Genomic DNA, 23,010 nt, shown 5'->3' on the forward strand with positions numbered 1-23,010 from the left:
AGCGCGTCCTCATGACATTCGAAGGATGGATCCTCATCCTGGGCTTCGTCGGCATCCTGCTGGCGTTGACCAAACCCGTCGGCCTGTGGATGTTCGCCTTGTACGAAGGCCGCCGCACCCCGATCCACGCGATCCTCGGCCCCGTCGAGACCGGCTTCTACAAGCTCAGCGGCATCGACCCGAAACAGGAGCAGGGCTGGCGCCGTTACGCGCTGCACATGATCATGTTCAACGCGATGCTGATGGCGCTGACCTATGCGGTGCTGCGTCTGCAGGGCGTGCTGCCCGGCAATCCGCAGGGTCTCGCAGGGCTCAGCCCGCATCTCGCGTTCAACACCGCGATCAGCTTCACCACCAACACAAACTGGCAGAGCTATGGTGGCGAATCGACTATGTCGAACTTCAGCCAGATGTTCGGCCTGACGATCCACAACTTCCTGTCGGCGGCCACCGGCATCGCGCTGGCGTTCGCGCTGTTCCGTGGGTTCGCGCGGCGCTCAAGTGCGACGATCGGCAATTTCTGGGCCGACGTGACGCGCGTTACGCTCTACGTGCTGCTGCCGATCTGCGTCGTCGTGACGCTCTTCTACATCGCCAGCGGCGTGCCGCAGACGATGGCCGGCACGGTCGACATTACGACCCTGGAAGGCCTCAAGCAGACGCTGACCCTCGGGCCGGTGGCGAGCCAGGAAGCGATCAAGATGCTCGGCACCAATGGTGGCGGCTTCTTCAATGCGAACTCGGCGCATCCGTTCGAAAACCCGACCGCGCTCGTCAACCTCGTGCAGATGCTGTCGATCTTCGTGATCGGCTTCGGCCTGACCTGGACGTTCGGCAAGGCCGTCGGCAACACCAAGCAGGGCTGGGCGATCCTCTCGGCCATGCTCGTGCTGTTCCTCGCCGGCGTCACCGTAACCTATTGGCAGGAAGCCGCGGGCAACCCGATCCTCCACCATATCGGCGTCGCGGGCGGCAACATGGAAGGCAAGGAGGTCCGCTTCGGGATCGCCGCGTCCGCCCTGTTCTCGGTCGTCACCACCGCTGCATCGTGCGGTGCGGTCAACGGCATGCACGACAGCTTCACGGCGCTCGGCGGCATGATCCCGCTGCTCAACATCCAGCTCGGTGAAGTCGTCATCGGCGGCGTCGGCGCGGGCATCTACGGCTTCCTGCTGTTCGCCATCCTCGCGGTGTTCGTCGCGGGCCTGATGGTCGGCCGCACGCCGGAATATGTCGGCAAGAAGATCGAATCGCGAGAAGTGAAGCTGGCGGTGCTGGCGATCGCCATCCTGCCGCTCGTCATCCTCGGCTTCACCGCGCTCAGTGCCGTGCTGCCGGACGGGCTCGCCGGGCCGCTCAACAAGGGGCCGCACGGGTTCAGCGAGATCCTCTACGCCTTCACCAGCGCGGTCGGTAACAACGGGTCGGCCTTTGCCGGTCTGACGGCCAACACGCCGTATTACAACGGCTTGCTGGGCGTCGCGATGTGGCTCGGGCGCTTCTTCATCATCGTGCCGATGCTCGCCATCGCCGGTGGTCTCGCGGCCAAGAAGTACACGCCGGAGAGCTCAGGCTCGTTCCCGACGACGGGCGCACTGTGGGTCGGCCTGCTGGTCGGGATCATCCTGATCGTCGGTGGCCTGACCTTCCTGCCGAGCCTCGCGCTCGGTCCCATCGCCGATCATCTCGCGATGATCAGCGGCAAAACCTTCTGACGGGACAAGCCAAAATGGCACGCACCCCTACCAAGTCGCTGTTCACGGCCGACTTGATCGTTCCCGCGATCGGCGACGCTTTCCGCAAGCTCGATCCGCGGCAGTTGATCCGCAACCCGGTGATGTTCGTCACCGCGGTCGTTGCCACGCTGTTGACGATCCTCGTCAACGTCGGCGGCGACGGGCTGTCGGTCGGCTTCAAGATCCAGCTGGTGATCTGGCTGTGGCTGACGGTGCTGTTCGGCACCTTCGCCGAAGCGCTCGCCGAAGGCCGCGGCAAGGCGCAGGCCGCGTCGTTGCGCGCAACCAAGGCCGAGTTGACCGCACGCCGCATGAAGGGTGACCAGGTCGAGTCCGTCTCCGCCAGCATGCTCCGCGCGGGCGACATCGTCTTGGTGACGATGGGCGATCTGATCCCGGCCGACGGCGAAGTCGTCTGGGGCGTCGCCTCGGTCAACGAAGCCGCCATCACCGGCGAGAGCGCGCCGGTGATCCGCGAGGCCGGCGGCGATCGCTCGGCGGTGACCGCGGGCACCCGCGTCATCTCCGACGAAATCCGCGTGAAGGTCACCGCCAATCCCGGCGAAGGCTTTCTCGACCGCATGATCGCACTCGTCGAAGGCGCCGAGCGGCAGAAGACGCCGAACGAGATCGCGCTGACTCTGCTGCTAGTCGGCCTGACGATCATCTTCCTGATCGCGGTCGGCACTATCCCTGGCTTCGCCAGCTATGCGGGCGGCCGCGTGCCGGTCGCTATCCTCGCGGCGCTGCTGATCACGCTGATCCCGACCACGATCGCGGCGTTGCTGTCGGCGATCGGTATCGCGGGCATGGACCGTCTGGTGCGCTTCAACGTGCTGGCCAAGTCCGGCCGTGCGGTCGAGGCGGCGGGCGATATCGACGTGCTGCTGCTCGACAAGACCGGTACGATCACGATCGGCGACCGCCAGGCGAGCGAATTCCGCTCGGTCGGTGGCACGCGTGACGAGGATCTGGCCGAGGCAGCGTTGCTCGCGAGTCTCGCCGACGAAACGCCCGAGGGCCGCTCGATCGTCGTGCTCGCACGCGAAAAGTTCGGCGTGACGACCAGCGAACTGCCGGGCGATGCGGAGGTCATCCCGTTCACCGCGCAGACGCGGATCTCGGGTGCGGTCGTCGGCGGCTCGCTCATCCAGAAGGGCGCGGTCGACTCGATCCTGAAGGCCAATCCGGGGGCAGGGGCAACCGCCGCCGCGACTGAATTGCGCCGTATCACCGACGAGATCGCCCGCGCCGGCGGCACGCCGCTGGCAGTCGCCCGCGATGGCCGGTTGCTCGGCGCGATCTTCCTCAAGGACGTCGTGAAGGCCGGCATCCGCGAGCGGTTTGGCGAACTGCGCGCGATGGGCATCCGCACGGTGATGATCACCGGCGACAACCCGCTCACCGCCGCCGCGATCGCCGCCGAGGCCGGCGTCGACGACTTCCTCGCGCAGGCGACGCCAGAGGACAAGCTCGACCTGATCCGCAAGGAACAGCAGGGGGGCAGGCTGGTCGCGATGTGCGGCGACGGCACCAACGATGCGCCGGCGCTCGCTCAGGCCGACGTCGGCGTGGCGATGAACACCGGCACGCAGGCCGCGCGCGAGGCGGGCAACATGGTCGACCTCGACAGCGATCCGACCAAGCTGATCGAGATCGTCGGCCTCGGCAAACAGCTGCTGATGACCCGCGGTGCGCTGACGACCTTCTCGGTGGCGAACGACGTGGCGAAGTATTTCGCGATCATCCCGGCGATGTTCGTCGCGCTCTATCCGGGGCTCGGCGTGCTCAACGTGATGCGGCTCGGCTCGCCCGAAAGCGCGATCCTGTCGGCGATCATCTTCAACGCGATCATCATCCCGATGTTGGTGCCGCTCGCGCTGAAGGGGGTGGCGTATAAGCCGATGGCTGCTGGGCCGCTGCTTGCGCGGAACCTCGCCGTGTATGGTCTGGGGGGGCTGATCGCGCCGTTCGTGGGGATCAAGCTGATCGACCTTCTGGTCGGCGCCTTGGGGCTGGCATGATGGCCAAGCCTGACACGTCGTGCGTGCATGCACTCTTACACCAGCACCCAGCACCACCCCGGCGAAGGCCGGGGCCCAAGTGGGAAGGTCGCGGTAACGAAGCGCAACTCGAGTTGGCGACGTTTCCCAATTGGGCCCCGGCCTTCGCCGGGGTGGAGCTAGGGGGGAAGGTGCAAGGTGCGCCCTCAACCGCCCTCACCGCAAAGAATTGTTCACCCGCGAAGGCGGGTGCCCAGACTGTGTCCCCGCCTTCGCGGGGACACATGGAGACGACAGAATGACCTCCGATTTCACCTCCGCCCTCCGCCCGGCGTTCGTCATGACGATCCTGTTCGCGCTGCTCCTCGGGATCGTCTATCCCCTCGCCATGACCGGGATCGGACAGGCCATCTTCCCCGCGCAAGCGAACGGCAGCCTCATCATGGCCAACGGCAAGGCGATCGGCTCGACCGTCGTCGGCCAGGCCTTCACCACCGACCGCTATTTCCAGACGCGTCCGTCTGCAGCGGGCAAGGGCTATGACGGATTGGCCTCCTCGGGCTCGAACTACGGCCCGACCAGCCAGGCGCTCGTCGATCGCACCAAAGCCGATGTCGCCAAGCGCCGCGCAGAAGGCGTGACCGGGCCACTGCCGGCCGATCTCGCCACCGCATCGGGTTCGGGTCTCGATCCCGACCTGTCGCCAGCCTCGGCCTATGCCCAGGTCGCCCGCGTCGCCCGCACCCGCGGTCTGCCCGCCGACAAGGTCCGCGCGCTGGTCACCGCCAACGTCGACGGCTCGCTGCTCGGCATCCTTGGCGAGCCACGCGTGAACGTCTTCGCCCTCAACCGCGCCCTCGACGCAACGCGTTGAACGACGACACGCGACCATCACCCGAGGCCCTTCTGCGACAGGCGTCGCAGGAGGGTCGCGGCCGTCTGAAGATCTTCCTCGGCGCCGCCCCCGGTGTCGGCAAGACGTACGAGATGCTCTCCGAAGGCGCCGAACGCCGTCGTGCGGGCGTTGATGTCGTCATCGGCGTGGTCGAGACGCACGGTCGCGCCGAAACCGAAGCGCTCACGCGGGGCCACGAGATCGTCGCGCGCAAGCCGATCCCGTACGAAGGCCGCACGCTCGACGAGATGGACCTCGACGCGATCCTCGAACGCGCGCCGAAGCTCGTGCTGGTCGACGAACTCGCGCATACCAACGCGCCCGGCAGCCGCCACCCCAAGCGCTACCAGGACGTCGAGGAGCTGCTCGCCGCGGGTATCGACGTCTATTCGACGATCAACATCCAGCACATCGAGAGCCTCAACGACGTCGTCGCCTCGTTCACCCGCGTCCGCGTCCGCGAGACCGTCCCCGACAGCATCGTCGAAGCCGCCGAGATCGAAGTCGTCGACATTCCGCCCGACGAACTGATCGAGCGACTGAAGGCAGGGAAAGTTTATCTCCCCCACGAAGCCACGCGAGCCCTCGCGCACTTCTTCTCGAAGTCCAACCTGTCGGCCTTACGCGAACTCGCGCTCCGCCGCGCCGCGCAAGCCGTCGATGCGCAGATGCTCGAACACGTCCGCGCACTCGGCGTCGGCGGCACCTGGGCCGGCGGGGAGCGGATCGTCGTCGCGATCAGCGAACTGCCCGGCGCGCTTGGCCTCGTCCGCGCCACCAAGCGGATCGCCGACGCGATGCACGCGCCCTGGACCGCGGTGTATATCGAGACACCCCGCGCACAGACCTTCGGCGAGGCCGAGCACCGCCAGCTCGCCGCGGTCTTCAACCTGGCGACGCAACTCGGTGGCGACGTCGCGACCGTCCCCGCGACGTCGGTGGTCGACGGCCTGAAGACATTCACGGCCGAGGCGCGCGCGACGCAGCTGGTCGTTGGCAAGTCCACCCGCTCGCGCTGGTTCGAACTGCGTCACGGCTCGGTCGTCGACCAGATGGTCCGCGAGTCGCCCGGGATCGCCGTCCACGTCCTGCCGATGGACCCAGCCACCGCACCCCGAGGCACGCGCGCGCGGACCGGCGGTTGGGGCAGCAAATCCGGCTACGCCTGGACGACGGCGATGGTCGCGGGCGTCACCGGCGTCGCGAGCGCGCTGTTCCACATCCTCAACCTGGGCAATGTCGCGCTGCTGTACCTGCTTCCGGTGATGGCCGCGGCGAGCCTGTTTGGCCTCCGCACCGGGCTGTTCGCAGGCGTGGTGTCGTCGATCGCGTACAACTTCTTCTTCCTGCCGCCGACAGGCACGCTGACGATCAACAATCCCGAGAACGTGATCTCGATCCTCGTGCTGCTCGGCATCGCGTTCGTGACGAGCCAGCTCACATCGCGGGTCCGCGCACAGGCCGACATCGCCGCCGCCAGCGCGCGCACCAACGCCGCGCTCGCCGGCTTCCTGCGCCAACTGACCTCGCTCAACGAGCCGGTCGCGCTCGCCCGAGCGATTTGCGAGGAAATCGGGCGGTTGTTCGGTGTGCGGGCCGTGATCCTCGTCGCAGAGGACCCTGGTCTTGCGGTGCAGGCGGCGAACGGCGCGGACTACCGGCTCGAGACAATGGAGATGGCGGCCGCGCAATGGGCCTACGACACGGGCGCACCGGCCGGCCGCGGGTCGAGCACGCTGGCAGCGTCGGAGTGGTTTTTCCAGCCGCTGCGCTCGGGCGAGCGGACGCTGGCGGTGCTTGGGTTGGCTCGGGAAGCGGGTGGGGATCCGGTGCGATCGGACCAGTTGCCGTTGCTGATGAGCCTCGTCGATCAGGCGTCGCTGGTGCTCGAACGCGCGCGGCTGGAGGTCGAGATGCGCGACGTCGATGCGGTGCGCGAGCGTGATCGGTTGCGGCAGGCGTTGCTGTCGTCGGTCAGCCACGACCTGCGTACGCCGCTGACCTCGGTGATGGCGGCGGCGGCGGAATTGCACCGCGGCGTCACGCCCGAGCTGATCGACACGATCGAGACAGAGGCGGCGCGACTCAATCGGTTCGTTGGCAATCTGCTCGACATGGCCCGCGTCGAAGCGGGCGCGCTCCGGCTGCGGTTGGAGCCGACCGACCTCACCGATGCGGTGGCGGGCGCGGTGCATGACACGAAACGTGTGCTCGAAGGTCATGCGATCGAGCTCGACGTCGCGCCGAACCTGCCGTTGGTCCGTGTCGATCCGCAACTGTTGCATCATTGTCTGCTCAACCTGCTCGACAATGCTGGCCGCTACGCCGACCCCGGCACGCCGATCCTCGTCCGGGCTGAACACCGCTTCGGGATGCTCCGCCTGTCGGTGATAGACCAGGGACCGGGCCTACCACCCGGCCGCGAAAAGGAGGTGTTCGAGACGTTCCGCCGCCTCGAAGGCTCCGACCGCGCGATCGGCGGCACCGGGCTCGGGCTTGCGATCGTGAAAGCGTTCGCCGAAGCGATGGGCATGACCGTCGAAGCCAGCAACCGCGAGGACCTGACGGGCGCGCAGTTCAGCCTGTGCTTCCCCGTAGCCCTGCTCGTCCGCGACACCGATGGAGCGAATCTATGAGCGCGCAAACGGTCCTGATAGTGGACGACGAACTGCACATCCGGCGGCTGTTGAAGAACACGCTCGAACGCGCGGGGTACGGCGTCGAGGAGGCAGTCGATGCGCGCGAGGCGCTGCGGATCGCGGGGAGCCGGCCGTTGACGGCGGTGCTGCTGGACCTGGGGTTGCCCGATCGCGACGGGCTCGAACTGGTGCCGCTGCTGAAGAAGCTCGGCGATCCGATCATCCTCGTCGTCTCCGCGCGCGAGGCGACCGACCAGAAGGTGGCGGCGCTCGATCTCGGGGCCGAGGATTACGTCACGAAGCCGTTCGATACGGAGGAGTTGCTCGCCCGCCTCCGCGTCGCGCTGCGCGGGCGAGGGGAGGCGACATCGCGGCCGACGGTCCTGCGTGCGCATGGGGTGGAGATCGATTTCCAGCACCGGCTGGTCCGCCGCGGGAATGAGGAAGCGCATCTGACGCGCAAGGAGTTCGACGTGCTGTCGGCGCTTGCGGCACATCCGGGGCGAGTAGTGACGCATCAACGGATCCTCGAGGCGGCGTGGCCGACTGATCACGACCGGCGGATCGAATATCTGCGAATCGTGGTGCGGAATTTGCGGCAGAAGCTGGAGGGGGCGGGGGGAGTCGGCACGGTGATCGCGAACGAGCTCGGGATCGGATACCGGTTGCTGGTCGACTCCTAGCGCTTCCCAGGCAGGTAGCATGTTTCCCCGCGAAGGCGGGGACCCAGTCTGGGCTCCCGCCTTCGCGGGAGAGCAAGGAAGCGCTCCGCTCATAATTTCGCGCCCAAACCGTCACCCCAGCGAAAGCTGGGGTCTCCAACCACGCGTCGCCCCTGCTGCGCGAGGTCCCGGCTTTCGCCGGGATGACGGGGTTGCGCACTATGCGAACACTATGGCTTCCCCGCAAAATCGATCTCGAAGGCTTATGAGGCAAGCGATAGCTCAAGCGTCGCATGACCGACGCTCGCCGCCTCCGCACCGATCTCAGCCTCCGCGTGAGCGGAATCCTGTTGCTCGCGATTGCCGTCATCGCGATCCAAACGCTCACCCGGCTCCACCCGGCAACCGGCGCGCTGGCGTTCCTGCTCGCCATGATCGGCTTCGTCTGCGCGAGTGTCGGTGCGATGCTGGTCGTCGTCGGCGGCCATATCCACGACCCAGTCAGGATCAGTGCCCGCTGGCAACGCGCGGCGCGACGGGCCGCGCCCTAGTCGGGGCGTGTCGACGCGCGTGGAACGTGTGCCTATGCTACCGCATTGCAGCATAATGACGACGAGGGAGCGCTCTGCATGATCGGTCGACGCGAAGTAGTTACCGCGCTGGGTCTGTTGGGTGTCGTCCCGCAGGCCCTCGCTGCGATGCGCACGGTGCCCGGCAAGGCCGAGCCGTTCTCGTGGGAGGCGCTGCAGGCGCGCGCCGCGACCCTCGCGACCAAGCCGTACAGCGCGCCCGCCAAGGTCGCCGCCGCCGAGGCGATCGATTACGACAAGGTCGGCAGCATCCGCTTCCGCGCGGACAAGACGCTCGCCGGTGGGATCCGCCTGTTCCCGCTCGGTCGCTATGCGCCGATGCCGGTCGCGATCAACCTCGTCGAGAACGGTCAGGCGCGTCGCATCGAGTTCTCGCGCGACCTGTTCGAGGCCGAAGAAGGCCACGCCGCTGCGCTCGGTATCGCCGGCTTCCGCGCAATGGCACCGGGGGGGACCAGCGACTGGATGGCGTTCCAGGGCGCGTCCTATTTTCGGACCGCCGGCGCGCAGGACCAGTACGGCCTGTCGGCACGCGGCCTCGCGATCAACACCGGGCTGCCGGGCCGCGAGGAATTTCCCGACTTCACCGAATTCTGGATCGAGCGGACCGGCGCGGACGCGTACACGATTTATGCGCTGATGGACGGCGCGAGCGTTACCGGCGCGTACCGCATCCAGTCGCGGCACGTTGCAGGTGCGGGCGTCGAGCAGCAGGTTTCGTCCGTGCTCAACGTCCGCCGCGACATCGAGCGGCTCGGCATCGCGCCTGCGACCAGCATGTTTTGGTACGGTGAGGGCAATCGCGCCGCCGCGGTCGACTGGCGTCCCGAGATCCATGATTCGGACGGTCTGGCGCTGCTCACCGGCGCTGGCGAACGCATCTGGCGGCCGCTCAACAATCCGCCGCACGATACGCTCGACAGCTTCGCGGACCAGGCGCCCAAGGGCTTCGGGCTGATCCAGCGCGACCGGAATTTCGATCATTATCAGGACGACGGCGCGTTCTACGATCGCCGGCCGAACCTGTGGGTCCAGCCGCAGGGCGACTGGGGCAAGGGCGCGGTGATGCTGTATGCGTTCCCGACCAACAGCGAGACGGTCGACAATGTCGTGTCGTTCTGGACGCCTGCCGCGCCCGCCAAGGCCGGTCAGCGGTTGCAGTTCGATTATAGCCTTTCGTGGCAATCCGCCGATCCGACTGCTGTCGCCAGCGCTGCGCATGTCGTCGACTGCTGGCAGGGTGTCGCGGGCAGGCCGGGCGCGGAACCGGTCAAGGGTGCGCGGAAACTGGTGGTAGATTTCGTCGGGACCGGTCTTGCCGGTCTCGATCGACAGAGCGGCGTAACCGCCAAGATCGACGTCGTCCGCGGCAAGGTGCTCGCCAACGCCGCCTATCCGGTCGTCGGCCAGAAGAACCGCTGGCGCGTCACCGCCGACGTCGCCCCCGACGCACAGGGCCCCGCCGACGTCAGGCTGTTCCTCACGCGCGGCGGGCGCGCGCTCAGCGAAACCGTCCTGACCCCGATCTTCTGATGTCCGCGCTTCCCATGATGCCGGGCGAAACGCCGATCGAGATGCCGCCGCAGCGTTTCGACGGTCCGCCGCCACCCTGGTCCGCGCCCGAGCCCGGCCCCGGCATGGTGGTGTCGTCCGACGACATGCTCGCGCGCCGCATTCTCCTCGTGCTGATGACCGGGCTGCTGGCAACCGCGGCGTCGTCGGCGGTGCAGGAATCGCTGCTCGCCGACGGATTGAGCTTCTGGGACGCAGCGTTGCTCGCGCTGTTCTTCCCGCTGTTCGCGTGGATCGCGTTCGGATTCATGAACGCTGCGATCGGCTTCGTGCTGCTAATGACCGGCGGCCATCCGGGGTTCGTCCCGACGCCGCGCCAATCAGAGCCGCTTGAGGGCCGCACCGCGATCCTGATGCCGGTCCACAATGAGGACATCGATGCGGTGTTCGAGCGGATCGCGTGGATGGCGCGCGCGATCGCCGCCGGCGGTGTCGCCGACCGGTTCGATATCTTCATCCTGAGCGATTCCGGCGAAGCGGCGGAAGCGGCCGAGGTCGCGGCGTGGGAGCGCCTCGCGCCGACGCTCGACTGCGCGCTCTATTACCGGCGCCGCACCGTGAACGTGGGGCGCAAACCCGGTAACGTCGCCGAGTGGATCCGGCGGTTCGGCGGCGGTTATCGCTACATGCTGATGCTCGACGCGGACAGCCTGATGGGCGGCAACACGATCATCGGCATGGCGCAGGTGCTCGAACGGCGGCCTGCGGTGGCGCTGCTCCAGACCGTGCCGGCGGTGATCAATGGCGTGACGTTCTTCCAGCGCTGGATGCAGTTCGCTAGCCGCTTGTACGGTCCGATCTCCACCGCCGGGCTGGTCTGGTGGTCGGGCTCGGAGGCGACGTTCTGGGGGCATAATGCGCTGATCCGGATCGAGGCGTTCGCGTCGAGTTGCGGGCTTCCCGATCTTCCTGGCCGCGCGCCGTTCGGCGGCGTCATCATGAGCCACGACATGGTCGAGGCGGCGCTGCTCCGTAGGCGCGGCTGGCGCGTGCACATGCTGATGACCGAGGAGACGTTCGAGGAATATCCACCGACGCTGATCGATGCGGCGGTACGCGACCGGCGCTGGGCGCAGGGGAACATCCAGCATCTCAGCCTGCTGACCTCATCGGGGTTCCACTGGATCAGCCGGCTGCAATTGCTGATGGGGGCGTCGGCGTTCATCACCTCGCCGGTGTGGCTGCTGATGATCGCGACGAGCGTGGTTCAGGCGCTGATCGGCGAGCGCAACATCGTCGAGGCGCAGACTTCGCTGCAGGTGCTGTTCGTCACGCTGTTGCTGCTGTTCGGGCCGAAGCTGTTGAGCGTGATCTGGGCGTTCTCTAATGCGGAGCGGCGCGCCGGGTTCGGCGGACGGCGCGGGATCGTGCGGTCGGTGCTGATCGACGTGCCGTTCTCGATGCTGTCCGCGCCGGTGATCGCGCTGACCCAGACGATGGATCTTGTGGGGATACTGATGGGGCGGAAGTCCGGTTGGGCACCGCAGAACCGTGACGCGCACGAACTGTCGCTGGCGGACGTGATGCCGCGGTATCGCTGGCATGTCGGGGTGGGGGTCGCGTTGTTGCTCGTGACGCCGTTCGCGCCGGTCACTGCGGCGTGGCTCGCGCCGGTGACGCTCGGGTTGTTGCTGAGTCCGTTCCTGACGATGTTGACGGCGAGCGAGAAGGCGGGGCGGTGGGCGCTGTCGCACGGCATGTTCGTCGAGCCGGGCGAGCATGTATCGGTGCTGTCGCGACCGTCGCTGCCGGCGACGCAGGTCTGACGCCGATTACTTCCCCCCTCCCTGGAAGGGAGGGGCCGGGGGTGGGTCGGTTTCCGTATCGGCGAACGGTCGCGGCACAAGCTGGCCTACCCACCCCCAACCCCTCCCTTTCAGGGAGGGGGGCAGGTTGGTCCTGCTATGCCCGGTGTCCGCTCAACTCCGCCCCCGCATCCACCGCGAAACGTCGGTTCCAGATCGTCGCTGAGGCAGACACTGCGGTTACCACCAGAAACGCCAACGTGAAGTCCGTCAGCGCCGGCCGCGTCGCACCCGTGCCGAGCATCCCGACGTGCAGCGCCGCCGCCCCGACGCAGATGCCGAGCGACAGCATCAGTTGCTGGAACGTCGCGTAGAAGCTGGTCGCGCTGCTCATTCGCGACGACGGGATCTCGTCATACGCGATCGTGTTGTACGCCGAGAACTGGAACGACATGAAGAATCCGGAGATCATCAGCACGCCGAAGATCACCGGGATCGGCCAGTCGGGGCGGAAGAGGCCGGCGACTGCGTAGCCCGAACTCGCGCACAGTCCGCCGACGATCAGGCTGTTGCGGAACCCGAAGCGTCTGAGCACGCGTGGGGCCAGGCTCTTCATCATCAACGAACCGATCGCGCCGGCAATCGTGATCGCACCGCTCGCCGCCGCGGTCATCCCGAACCCAAGCTGGAGCATCATCGGCAACAGGAACGGCTGTGCGCCCTGCGTGATGCGGGTCAGCGATCCGCCGATCACCGACAGCCGGAAGGTCGGGATCCGCATCAGCGACAGGTCGAGGATCGGATCGCTGCGATGCTTCGCGTGGCGGATATAGGCCACGCCTGCGACCAGCCCGACCGCGATCAGGACGATCGCGCGCGACAGTTCGCCAGTCCGGCTGGTCATCTCGAACCCGAACAACAGGCAGCCGAGCGACACGCCAGACAGGATGAAGCCGGGCACGTCGAAGCGCGCGGGTTTGTCCTCGCGGACCTCGCCGATGAAGCGCGTTACCAGGATCACGCCGAGCAGGCCGATCGGGACGTTTAGGTAGAAGATCCAGCGCCAGTCGAGATAGGTGACGATCGCGCCGCCGACCGGGGGGCCCAGGATCGGGCCGATCAGCGCGGGCATGATGAGCCACGACATCGCCTGGACCATGTCCTCCTTGGCGACGCTGCGGAGCAGGACGAGGCGGCCGATCGGGATCATCATCGCGCCGCCGAGCCCTTGCAGGAAGCGCGCGACCATCATGAAAGGCAGGCTGGTCGCCTGGCCGCAGAGCATCGATCCGCCGACGAAAATGAGGATTGCCGCGCGGAAGATCGTCCGCGAGCCGAACCGGTCCGCGAGGCGCCCGCTCGCGGGAATGAAGATCGCGAGCGCCAGCAGGTACGAGGTCAGCGCCGAACTCATGCTGGTCGCGGGCACGCCGAAATCGCGTGCCATCGTCGGCAGCGCGGTGGCGAGCACGGTCGAGTCCATCTGCTCCATGAACAGCGCGCAGGCGATGATCAGCGCGGTGACGCGGTAGTTGCTCGGCGTGTGCGGTACCGCGTCCGGGTCCTTGGCGACGCGCGCGATCGTGTCGGCGGCGGGCATGATGCCGTCGCGGATTTCGCTGTTGATCGACGCCAGCCCGCGGCGACGCAGCCTCAAGTCTGCCACCCCCCGCCGAGCGCCTTGAACACATCGACCTGGCGATCGACCAGCAGCGCGTCGGACGCGGCGAGGTTCGCCTGCGCGGTGGTCAGCGCCGCTTGCGCGGTCAGCAGCGAGAGGAAGTCTGTGCGGCCGAAACGGTAGAGCGTACCGGCCTGGTCCGCGGCGCGCGCGGCGCTGGACTGCGCGCGGCGGAGCGCGGCGTTGCGGTCGCCTTCGCGGGCATAGGCGGAGAGTGCGGTCTCAGTCTGGCGGAGCGCTTCGAGCGTGGTCGAGTCGAACTGCGCGAGCGCCTGGTCCGCGGTGGCGCCGGCCTGGGCGATCTGCGCGCGGATGACCGGGCGGTTGGGGAAGCTCCAGCTGATCAACGGTCCAAGCCCGAGATGGAACGCGTTAGTCGAGCCAAGCGAGGAGATCGGCCCGGTGAACCCGGCCGAGCCGCCGAGGCTTACTTGCGGATAGAGATTGGCGGTCGCCACGCCGATCCGCGCAGTGGCGGCGGCGAGCGAGCGTTCGGCCTGGCGGATATCGGGGCGGCGCAGGATCAACGCGGTCCCGTCGCCGATCGGCAGCGGCCGGGTTAGCGCCGGGGGCTTCGCACAGGTCGCGACGTCCCTGGGATAGTCGGCGGGCGTGCGGCCCATCAGCGTGGCAAGACGGTAGAGCGCGGCGGTGCGCGTCGCTACCTGTGACGGGATTAGCGCCTCGCTCTGGTCGACCGCGGTGCGCGCGCGCGTCACGTCGAACGCGGTGCCGCGCCCGCCGCGTTGCAAGCGCTGCGTGACGTTCAGCGTCTGGCGTTGCAGCGCGAGGATGCGGTTGTTCGCGGCCAGCACCGAGTTGGCGGTGCAGGCGGTAGCGTAGCTGCGCGCGGTCTCCGCGGCGACGGTCACGCGGACGTTGTCTCGCGCGGCGGCGACGGCCTTGGCATCGCCTTGTGCCGCCTCGATCGCGCGGCGGATGCGGCCCGACAGGTCGAGCGGATAGGCTAGCGTGATGCCGAGGTTGTAGTCGAGCGTGCCGGGCAGGTTGCCGCCGGTCGTGTAGGGGCGGTCGAGTGATGTGCCGCCGCCGAGGACGGTCGACAGCGTTCGGCCAGCCGCGACTTCGGCGACGACCGCGTCTGCGCGGCGCAGGTTGGCGTCGGCGGCGCGGAGATCGGTGTTGGCGGCGAGCGCTTCCGTGACGAACGCGTCGAGGCGGGCGTCGCCGTAGAGTTGCCACCAGTGGTCGGGGAGGGGGGTGTCGGCGAACGCTTTTTCTTTGCCGCTGTCGAATGCGCCTTGGGCGGAGGGGCGGTTGACGACTGCGGACTCGGGGAGGGCGTAGTTCGGGCCGGCGGTCGTGCAGGCAGCGAGGGCAAGCGCGAATGCTGCCGCAACTGCTCCCCTCCCTGCAAGGGAGGGGCTGGGGGTGGGTTGGCCTGCTTGAGGCACAACGGTGCGGTTTTGCGGACGCCGACCCACCCCCAGCCCCTCCCTTCCAGGGAGGGGGGAAGAAGGGGCGGTGCCTAGCGACGTGAGATGGCGACCGAACATCATGCCGTCGTCCCCGGTGCGACGCGCGGCTGGACCGTCACCGTCGCCGTGCGGCCGACGATCAGCTGCGTCCCCTTCGGCACGCTGGTCAGCTTGACCCGCACCGGGATACGCTGCGCCAGTCGCACCCAGTTGAACGTCGGGTTCACGTTCGGCAGCAGGTTCGTCGTGTTGGTCCGCTCGCTGTCGTTGATCCCAGCCGCAATGCTGTCGACGCGGCCGTGCAGCGCCTGTGGCTCGCCCATCAGGTGGACGACCACCGGATCGCCGACCCGGATGCTGCCAAGCTTGGTCTCTTCGAAATAGCCCTCGACGCGGAGCGAGTCGGTGTCGACCAGCGCCATCGCCTGCGCGCCCGTCGCGATATAGTCGCCGGGGTGGAGATCGAGGTTGGTGACGATCCCGTGCACCGTCGCACGCACCGTCGTCCGCGCGAGGTTCAGCGCCGCGGTCGAGCGTGCGCTCTGCGCTTGCGCCAGCGCCGCCGACGCGGTGGCGACGCGCGCGACGTTCTGCTCGTGCGTTTCCTTTGCCACCAGATCGCCGAGCGCCAGGTCACGCTGCGCCTCGCGCCGTGCCTGCAATAGCGTCGCGCGTGCGCTCGCGATCGACGCGTCGGACTGCGCTAGCGTCAGCTGGAAGCGTGGGCGATCGACCACGAACAGAACGTCGCCGGGCTTCACCGCCTGGTTGTCGTGCACCGCGACCTGTGTGACGAGGCCGGCGACGTCGGGCGTCACGCGGACGATATCGGCGCGGATATGCCCGTCGCGCGTCCACGGATCGGTCTCGTACCGCTTCCACAGCCACAGTGCGACCAGCACCGCTAGCGCGACGATGATCAGCGTGACGGCCGAGCGACCCAGCGGGGCGAACAGCGACTTGAGGCGGGAAGAGGTCATGCGGAAGGTCCGGTCAGCAGGGCGAGCAGCCCGAGGATGAGGATGAACAGCGCAAGGTCGACGAGCGGTCGATACGTCACCACGCGGTAGGCGCCGGCGAACGCGAGTAGCCGCGTGGCGATGCCGGTCAGGATGACGGCGGCGACGGCGAGCAGCAGGATGCTCGGCAAGTAGACGCCGCCGATCGAGATTTCGCCGGTCATGCGGCTGCTCCATACGCTGGTGCCGACGGGAAAAGATTACGGCGTAGCGAGGTCAGCGCGAGCACGCCGGTGCGGTGGCGATCGGGCGTGCTGGTCGCGAAGCCTCTCATCGCGGCGTCGATTCCGGCGAGCAGGTCGGGTTCGGGTGGCGCGGGCTCATCCGGACGTAACGCACGGTAATGCGCGCCGATACCACGAAGGACCGGCGTGATCACCGCGGCCTCGTCGGGGGAGCCATTCATCCGCAACTGCTTGAGTTCGCCGACCGCGACGCCGACACGCAGGTCGGTCAACGCGTCGAGCAACGGCTTGCCCGGATCCTCGCCCTGCAACGCAAGGCGCGGGGCGAGCAGGCCGATGCGGTCGAGCATCCGGGCGATCCAGCCGGCGGCATCGGGGCGGCTCATCGAGTCGCTGCGCGCCGCCAGTTCGCGCCAGCCTGCGCGGATCAATCGCCGCGCGCTGGTGTCCGCGCCGATCGTCTGGAACAGGCCGACCGTGACGACCGCGAACAGCGTGCCGATCAACTGCGCGATGCCGCCATTGAGGAACGCGTCGAAGCTGCCGCCGAACCGGTCGTTGAGGCCGACCGTGTTCAGCGCGCCGAGCAACCCGCCGAGCGTCATCAGCAAGGTCGCTGGACGGGCGAGAAACATCCCTCCGATCAGCATCGGCGGTGCGAGCACGGCGGCAAGCGTCACGAAATCGGTCACGCGCGGCAGGATGGCGAAGGCGTAGACGGCGGATATGACCAGCCCGATGATCGTGCCGTAGAAGAACGCCAGGATCGATGGTGCGGGGTCGTCGCTGTTGCCGAACAGCGCGCAGCACACGCCCGCGATCAGCACCGCGCCCGCCCCGTCCGACCAGCCCGTACCGATCCAAAAGACGCAGCCGAGCAGGATGGTCGCGACGGTGCCGGCGGCGGCGCGGAGTGCGATACCCCGGTCGCGGTGAAGCGGTCGCTTGGCGATTCGGGCGAGCAGCCGTGCGACCGCAGGCGTGACCGGTGCGCGCGATGGCGAGCGCATCTGGTCGCGCAGGTCGCGCGCGTTACGGTGCGCGTCGACCAGTTCGCCAAGCCGCGCGAGGAGGCTGAGCCGCAACGCATCGCGCCAGATGAGCGTGTCGCCCACCACCGGCTCGAGAACGCGGGCGCGTTCGATCAAGGCGTCTGCGGTCGGGCCGCGGTCGGCCACGGGCGGCGGATCGCGCAGCCATTCGCGGACGTCCTCGATCAACGCGAGCGCTTCGGGGCGAGGCGCATCTGCACCGCGCTTCAGCTCGACGATCCGGTCGTCGACCGCGCTTGCCAGGGGCAGCAGCATCGACAACTCCGCCTGCAACGCACGCAGCGTCCGCGTACGGGGCAGCAGGCGCGCGGTGTCGAATGGCAGGTGGATGGACAACTGATGAAGCTCGTTGATGTCGAGCGCGAGGCGCCGCCGATCGCGGTCGAGTGCGGCATCGGATGCTCCCGCCAGCGAATCGCGCGACCAGCGCTCGGCATCGGCCAGGATCGCGTCGATCCGCGCGAGCAGCGTCGCGGTCACGGTCTGCGGGAAGACGAAGCCGTGGACCAGGCTCCCGCACAGGATGCCGATCGTGATCTCCTGCACGCGCAAGGCGGCGATCGTGAACACCGCACCCGGAGTCGTGACCGACGGAAATCCGATGATGCTGGCCGTATAGCCTGCGAGCAGGAACAGGTACGCGCGCGGCGTCCGGTCGAGCAGCGAGATATACAGGCACAGCCCGAGCCACAGCGCCAGGCCGAGCGAGAGAAGCTCGGGCGCGTTGACCAGATTCGGTACCAGCACCACCGCGGCAGCCGCGCCCAGCACCGTACCGGCGACGCGGAACACCGCCTTCGACAGCACCGCGCCCGCCAGCGGCTGCGCGACGATGTACGACGTCGTCACCGCCCAATAAGGACGCGTCAGACCGATCCTGAGCGCGATGTAATAGGCCAGGAACGCGGCGATCAGGCATTTGACCGAGAAGAGCGCTTCCTTCCCGCCGAACCGGGTGAGGTTCATCGTGCCGGGCTCATCGCGCGTGATCCGCCGTGAACCGCGCGCCGAGCCGCTCCGCGACGTGCAACGCGGTGGCGAGATCGTCGTCGGACACGTCGTCGAGCATCCCCGCGCGCAGGCTGGCGAACTTGGCCTCGATCGTGGTGACGAGCGTACGGCCGCGATCGGTCAGGCGAATACGGCTGACGCGTGCGTCGGCGGGGTCGCGGCGACGCTCGACGAGGTTGGCGGCCGACATCTGGTCGATCGAGCGGACCAGCGACGCCTGCGTCACGTCGAGCTGCTGCGCGAGGTCGGTCTGGCGCACATCGTCGCCGAGCCTCCCGACCTGGACGAGCGCCCAGCCGGTCGACGCCGACACGTTCATGTCGCGCAACGCCCGATCTGCTGCCCGCCGCCACATCTTTGCGAGCGGCAGAAGGGTGCGAGCGTAGGACGACTCGAGGATGGCGCGGGGGGAAGTCATTAGCATGCTAAGTAATGGCGATCGTGTCTGCTGCAATGCGGAATCGAACCATGACGGAAATGTTAGAAACCGGTCTCGCTAAATTGGTACCACCCCGGCGGAGGCCGGGGCCCAACTGGAGAGGTTGCGGTAACGGAGGGCCGGACTCCGTTATCAACGTTCCCCAATTGGGCCCCGGCCTCCGCCGGGGTGGTACCGGGTGGGGTAAACGTCGTTACTCGACCGCCAGAATCACGTGGCTGGCCTTGATCAACGCCAGTGCTCGCGTGCCGATCTGCATGTCGAGCGCCTCGGCACTTTCCTTGGTCAATGTGGCGGTCAGCGTCTTGCCGAGCGTCAGTTCCAGCGTCACTTCGCTCGAAATCGCGCCGTCCTCACGCGCGATTACGGTCCCCGTCAGCGTGTTGCGGGCCGACGTCCGCAGGCTCTCGTCACCGCGCGCGAGGATCACGAAGCTCGACTTGATGAGCGCGAGCGCGGTCGCGCCCGGCACCAGTCCCAGATCCTCGGCACTGCCGCGCGTGATCGTCGCGACGATCTCCACGCCATCCGCCACCGCCAGCGTAACCTCGGCATCGATCGTCCCCGGCGTCACGCGCGACACGGTGCCGCGCAACACGTTGCGTGCGCTCGTCTTCATTCCGATTCCCCATAGCAAGGGCTTCAGCGACAGCCCGTTCGACACGCTGGCCTCGATCCGCGCCATCGCGCTCGCGAGTTCGGCTTCGGCGACCGCATAACCGTCGAGCACCGCGACGCCCGCCTCGGTGATCGGGCTCGCACCGCCGTCCTTGCCGCCCGCCGCGGGGAGCACGAGCGGGCGGTCGAACAGATTGTTCATCACCTGCACCGCGTCCCATGCCGCCTTGTAGCTCAGCCCGACGACCTTGGCCGCGCTGGTGATCGAGCCGCCGTCGCGGATCGCGCGCAGCAGCGCGATCCGGTCGGCGCCGACGCGGCCGGTCTGGTCCTTGGCGAGCAGGATCGTGGCGTGGAGGGCGGGGTCCGGCGGTAGCGTCATGGCCCCCCTCATACCTACTGCTTGATGCGGAAGGTAAGCCCGATCGTGCGCGGGTCGCTCGGCGTGGCGAGGATCAGGCCGGAATTGCCCGCCTGGATCGTCACGTTCTGGATGTAATCCTTGTTCAGCAGGTTGCGCGAGAACACCGCGAGTTCCCAGCCCTGCTTCGAGCGGAAGCCGATGCTGCCGTTGACGATCGTGTAGCCTTGGATGACCGTGAACGCCGAACCCGACGGGTCGCCGAACTGGCGCGTGCGGGTGTTCGAGTCGACGTGGACGAAACCGCTGCCGATGTCGGCGATCGGCTGGTTGTAGTCCGCGCCGAGCGTGTACGACCACCGCGGCAGGCTCGACAGTCGCTGCCCGCTGAGATCGCAGAACGCGGCCGTATTGAAGATCCGCTCGATCGGGCAGGGCGCTGCCGGGTAGGAATTGAACTTGCCGTCCGCATAGGCGACGCTGCCGCGCAGCGACAGGTTGCGGGTGACGAGCGCGGTCGCGTCAGCCTCGAACCCGCGCACCGTCACCTTCGGGATATTGGCGAGGTACGTGCGCAACGCGGCGGCGGCGCGGGTGTCGGTGACGTTCGCCTGGAAATCGGTGACGCGCGTGTAATAGCCGTCGACGTTGAAGATCAGGCGATTGTCGAACAGCTGCGTCTTCAGGCCGATCTCGTACGCGGTGTTCTTCTCGGGGCGGACGACGGCCGTGCCGATGGCGGGCTGGTTCTGGTCATTGAGCGGAAGGCCAGACATGTTGATACCGCCCGATTTCTCGCCGCGTGCGTAGCTGGCGTAGGCGAGGACGTTATCGGTCGCCTGGTACGCGATGTTGCCGCGCCCCGTCAGCGCGCCGTCCTTGTCGCTCGCGGCGTAGTTCTGGCCACGCAAGATCGACAGCTTGGCGGCGTTCAGTGCGGCGTTGGTCGTCTGCAAGCCGCCGAAGGTGAAGGTGTCGTATGTCCCCTCCTTTTCCTCATAGGTATACCGGAGCCCGCCGGTCAGGGTGAGGCGATCGACCGGCTTCCAGTTCACCTCGCCGAACGCGGCATAGCTGTCCGAGCGGAAATCGGTGCGGCCGTCGGTGCCGTAGCCGTCGAGCAGGTTGCTGGGTACGGCGGTTGCAGCGGCGCCCGTGCCTGTCGACGTGCCGATCAGGTAGCGTGCAGCGGCGGGGCCGTAGATCGAGATCGGGCGGCCGATCACGCGCTGGCGGAAGAAATAGAGCCCGCCGACGTAGCTCAACCTGTGGTCGCCGTTCGAGGCGAGGCGCAGTTCATGGCTATACTGGTCCTGGCGCGAAGGGATGTGCTGTTCGGTCTGGATCGGGATGCCGGTATAGTCGCGATCGTTGTCGGCGTCCCAGTTCCAGAACCGCCACGCGCTGACCGAGGTGAGCGTCGCCGCCCCGAGGTTCCAGTCCGCGATGACGCCGACGCCGCCTTCGTTGGTATCGACGCCGAGCGCCGCGTCGATGTCGGTCTTGCGGTCGTACGGATTGGTGCTGGGCGGTGCGTAGTTGAACTGCGCGGCAAGGCCGGTCGGGCCGCCGAACTGTCGCGTGGCGGTGCGGAACAGGCGGCCGTCGGTGCCGCTGCCGGGCCGGGTGGCGACGTTGTAATAGACCTGTGTGCAGCAATTGCTCTGGAAGTTGGTGAAGTCGGCGCTGACCTTCACCTGGAACACTTCGGAAGGGCGGAACAGTAGCTGCCCGCGGATCGCCTGGTTGCCGATGGTGTTCTGGTCGCGGCCGGTGACGACGTTATCGATCACGCCGTCGCGGCGCGTGCTGACCACCGACACGCGGCCCGCCAGCGTATCGCCGATGATCGGGCCCGAGACGGCGCCCTTCACCTGGAGGAAGTTGTAGCTCGCATAGCTGATCTCCGCCTCGCCCTGCGTCGTGAAGGTGGGCGCCCGTGTGGTGATGTTGATCGCGCCGGCGGTGGAGTTCTTGCCGAACAGCGTACCTTGGGGGCCGCGCAACACCTCGACCTGCTCGATGTCGCTGAAGTCGAACGCGGCGGTGGCGGGGCGCGCGTGATAGACCTGGTCGACATAATAGCCGACGCCGGGTTCGAGCCCGTCATTGGCCTGGCTGACCGCGACGACGCTGCTGCCGAGCCCGCGGATCGTGAACGCTGTGTTGCGGGGATTGGCCGAGCTGTAGTTCAGCGCGGGGACGAGCTGCGACAGTTGCTGCGTGTTCACGGTGTACGACCGGTCGAGCAGCGCGCCACCGACGACGGACAGCGAGCCGGGGATCTTCTGCGCGTTTTCCGCGCGACGGCGGGCGGTGACGATCACCTCCATCGAGGTGTCCGGGTCGGCACTCGGCTGCGCGACATTGCCCTCGGTGCGGGTCTGTTCCGGATTGGCGGCGCTGGTCTGCGCCTGGGCCATTGTCGGCAGGCATGTCGATGCCAGCAGCACGGCGCTCAGCCGCGCGAAATCATGTCGCCGCATTGTAATTACCCCTTCGTTATATAGTCGAGCTACATAACGAGAAGTTTCGAAACAGATAGAGGGATTTGCGGACGCGTACGTCCCGATACATGCACCACCCCGGCGAAGGCCGGGGCCCAATTGGGGGACGACGCTTGGCAAGCGTCGCGGGCCATTACTGTGACCTTTCCAATTGGGCCCCGGCCTTCGCCGGGGTGGTACGGCGTCAGGCGAGGAGGGCGACGATTTCCGCGGCGATCTCGGCCGGCAAGCGCGATGTTCCGTCGACCACCGTCGACACCGTTGCCCAGCGGCCCAGCAACCCGGCCTCGGCCATCGCTGTGTAATTCGTCCGCACCCGGTCCTGCAGCCCGGTATCCGCTTCGTACGCGTCGAACGCATCGTCGGTGTAGGACCGCTTGCGCTTCTTCAGGATCAGCCCGCGGGCGATCGCGGCGGGGGTGTCGAGATACACCGACAGGTCCGGTTTCGGCAGCGCGAACGAGCCCGTCTCCAGATCGGCGATCCATGCCATCATCGCGTCAGCCTCGTGCCGAGGCACCTGCGCCGCCTGATACGCCATGTTCGACGCGATATAGCGGTCGAATACCACGACCTCGTTCGCTGCCATCGTCGCCATCAGATGGCCATGCGACTCCATCCGGTCGAGCGCGTACAGCACTGCCGCGGCCTTCGGCGACGTGCCGCGCGGCAGCGTGCCCGCCAGCATCGCGCCGAGCGCCCAGCCGCCGACCGTTTCGGTATAGCGGGGGAACGACACGACGTCGGCGGTGCGGCCGGCGGCGCGCAGTTGCTCGACCACCAACGCCGAGGCGGTCGCCTTGCCCGCGCCGTCGGCGCCTTCGATTGCCAGGAGGAAGCTCATGGGAGGGCCCTA

Annotated in this window: 17 protein-coding genes; 8 read left to right on the forward strand and 9 right to left on the reverse strand. The window is 67.6% G+C overall.

All coding sequences use genetic code 11. The annotated features are described in order from the left end of the window. Window positions 1-11: 11 nt before the first annotated feature. The 8 genes from kdpA (at window position 12) to mdoH (ending at window position 11,863) form a co-directional block, all read left to right on the forward strand. A complete protein-coding gene (gene kdpA / locus ASE82_RS16365) occupies window positions 12-1,715 on the forward strand; it encodes a potassium-transporting ATPase subunit KdpA (RefSeq protein WP_056065698.1) in 1,704 nt (567 codons plus the stop codon). Between the two features lie 14 nt (window positions 1,716-1,729). Beyond that, a complete protein-coding gene (gene kdpB / locus ASE82_RS16370) occupies window positions 1,730-3,760 on the forward strand; it encodes a potassium-transporting ATPase subunit KdpB (protein ID WP_056065700.1) in 2,031 nt (676 codons plus the stop codon). A 277-nt stretch (window positions 3,761-4,037) separates the two neighbouring features. Beyond that, window positions 4,038-4,613, forward strand: coding sequence for a potassium-transporting ATPase subunit KdpC (gene kdpC, locus ASE82_RS16375; RefSeq protein WP_056065703.1), 576 nt, complete (start codon window positions 4,038-4,040; stop codon window positions 4,611-4,613). Next, the gene (locus ASE82_RS16380; protein ID WP_056065707.1) at window positions 4,610-7,270 is read left to right on the forward strand and encodes a sensor histidine kinase; all 2,661 of its coding nucleotides are present in this window, start codon (window positions 4,610-4,612) and stop codon (window positions 7,268-7,270) included. The genes kdpC and ASE82_RS16380 overlap by 4 nt, the downstream gene beginning before the upstream one ends. Further along, the gene (locus tag ASE82_RS16385; protein ID WP_056065711.1) at window positions 7,267-7,956 is read left to right on the forward strand and encodes a response regulator transcription factor; all 690 of its coding nucleotides are present in this window, start codon (window positions 7,267-7,269) and stop codon (window positions 7,954-7,956) included. The genes ASE82_RS16380 and ASE82_RS16385 overlap by 4 nt, the downstream gene beginning before the upstream one ends. A gap of 272 nt (window positions 7,957-8,228) precedes the next feature. Continuing rightward, window positions 8,229-8,486, forward strand: coding sequence for a hypothetical protein (locus tag ASE82_RS16390; RefSeq protein ID WP_056065714.1), 258 nt, complete (start codon window positions 8,229-8,231; stop codon window positions 8,484-8,486). Window positions 8,487-8,564: 78 nt separating this feature from the next. Next, window positions 8,565-10,058 (forward strand): glucan biosynthesis protein, encoded by a 1,494-nt coding sequence (locus tag ASE82_RS16395; protein ID WP_056065717.1) that lies wholly within the window; start codon window positions 8,565-8,567, stop codon window positions 10,056-10,058. Continuing rightward, window positions 10,058-11,863, forward strand: coding sequence for a glucans biosynthesis glucosyltransferase MdoH (gene mdoH, locus ASE82_RS16400; protein WP_056065720.1), 1,806 nt, complete (start codon window positions 10,058-10,060; stop codon window positions 11,861-11,863). The genes ASE82_RS16395 and mdoH overlap by 1 nt, the downstream gene beginning before the upstream one ends. Window positions 11,864-11,999: 136 nt before the next feature. On the opposite strand, the gene ASE82_RS16405 is transcribed toward mdoH, so the two are convergent. The 9 genes from ASE82_RS16405 to ASE82_RS16445 form a co-directional block, all read right to left on the reverse strand. Next, a complete protein-coding gene (locus tag ASE82_RS16405) occupies window positions 12,000-13,499 on the reverse strand; it encodes a DHA2 family efflux MFS transporter permease subunit (RefSeq protein WP_156348941.1) in 1,500 nt (499 codons plus the stop codon). Next, entirely contained in the window at window positions 13,496-14,938 is a 1,443-nt protein-coding gene (locus tag ASE82_RS16410) for an efflux transporter outer membrane subunit (protein WP_056065724.1), read from the reverse strand. The genes ASE82_RS16405 and ASE82_RS16410 overlap by 4 nt, the downstream gene beginning before the upstream one ends. A 101-nt stretch (window positions 14,939-15,039) precedes the next feature. Then, the gene (locus ASE82_RS16415; protein ID WP_056065727.1) at window positions 15,040-15,942 is read right to left on the reverse strand and encodes an efflux RND transporter periplasmic adaptor subunit; all 903 of its coding nucleotides are present in this window, start codon (window positions 15,940-15,942) and stop codon (window positions 15,040-15,042) included. After that, complete coding sequence (locus ASE82_RS16420) at window positions 15,939-16,145, reverse strand: DUF1656 domain-containing protein (RefSeq protein WP_056065737.1); 207 nt, start codon at window positions 16,143-16,145, stop codon at window positions 15,939-15,941. Before ASE82_RS16420 ends, ASE82_RS16415 begins: the two co-directional genes overlap by 4 nt. After that, on the reverse strand, window positions 16,142-18,184 hold the full coding sequence (locus ASE82_RS16425) for an FUSC family protein (RefSeq protein ID WP_056065740.1): 2,043 nt from the start codon (window positions 18,182-18,184) through the stop codon (window positions 16,142-16,144). The genes ASE82_RS16420 and ASE82_RS16425 overlap by 4 nt, the downstream gene beginning before the upstream one ends. Window positions 18,185-18,194: 10 nt before the next feature. Then, the gene (locus tag ASE82_RS16430; RefSeq protein ID WP_056065743.1) at window positions 18,195-18,647 is read right to left on the reverse strand and encodes a MarR family winged helix-turn-helix transcriptional regulator; all 453 of its coding nucleotides are present in this window, start codon (window positions 18,645-18,647) and stop codon (window positions 18,195-18,197) included. Window positions 18,648-18,861: 214 nt separating this feature from the next. Then, a complete protein-coding gene (locus tag ASE82_RS16435) occupies window positions 18,862-19,668 on the reverse strand; it encodes a TOBE domain-containing protein (RefSeq protein WP_082441629.1) in 807 nt (268 codons plus the stop codon). A gap of 14 nt (window positions 19,669-19,682) precedes the next feature. After that, a complete protein-coding gene (locus tag ASE82_RS16440; RefSeq protein WP_056065747.1) occupies window positions 19,683-22,133 on the reverse strand; it encodes a TonB-dependent receptor in 2,451 nt (816 codons plus the stop codon). A 205-nt stretch (window positions 22,134-22,338) separates the two neighbouring features. Beyond that, window positions 22,339-22,998 (reverse strand): thymidylate kinase, encoded by a 660-nt coding sequence (locus tag ASE82_RS16445; protein ID WP_056065751.1) that lies wholly within the window; start codon window positions 22,996-22,998, stop codon window positions 22,339-22,341. Window positions 22,999-23,010: the final 12 nt, after the last annotated feature.

The organism is Sphingomonas sp. Leaf230 (assembly GCF_001421745.1).
Taxonomy (GTDB): domain Bacteria; phylum Pseudomonadota; class Alphaproteobacteria; order Sphingomonadales; family Sphingomonadaceae; genus Sphingomonas.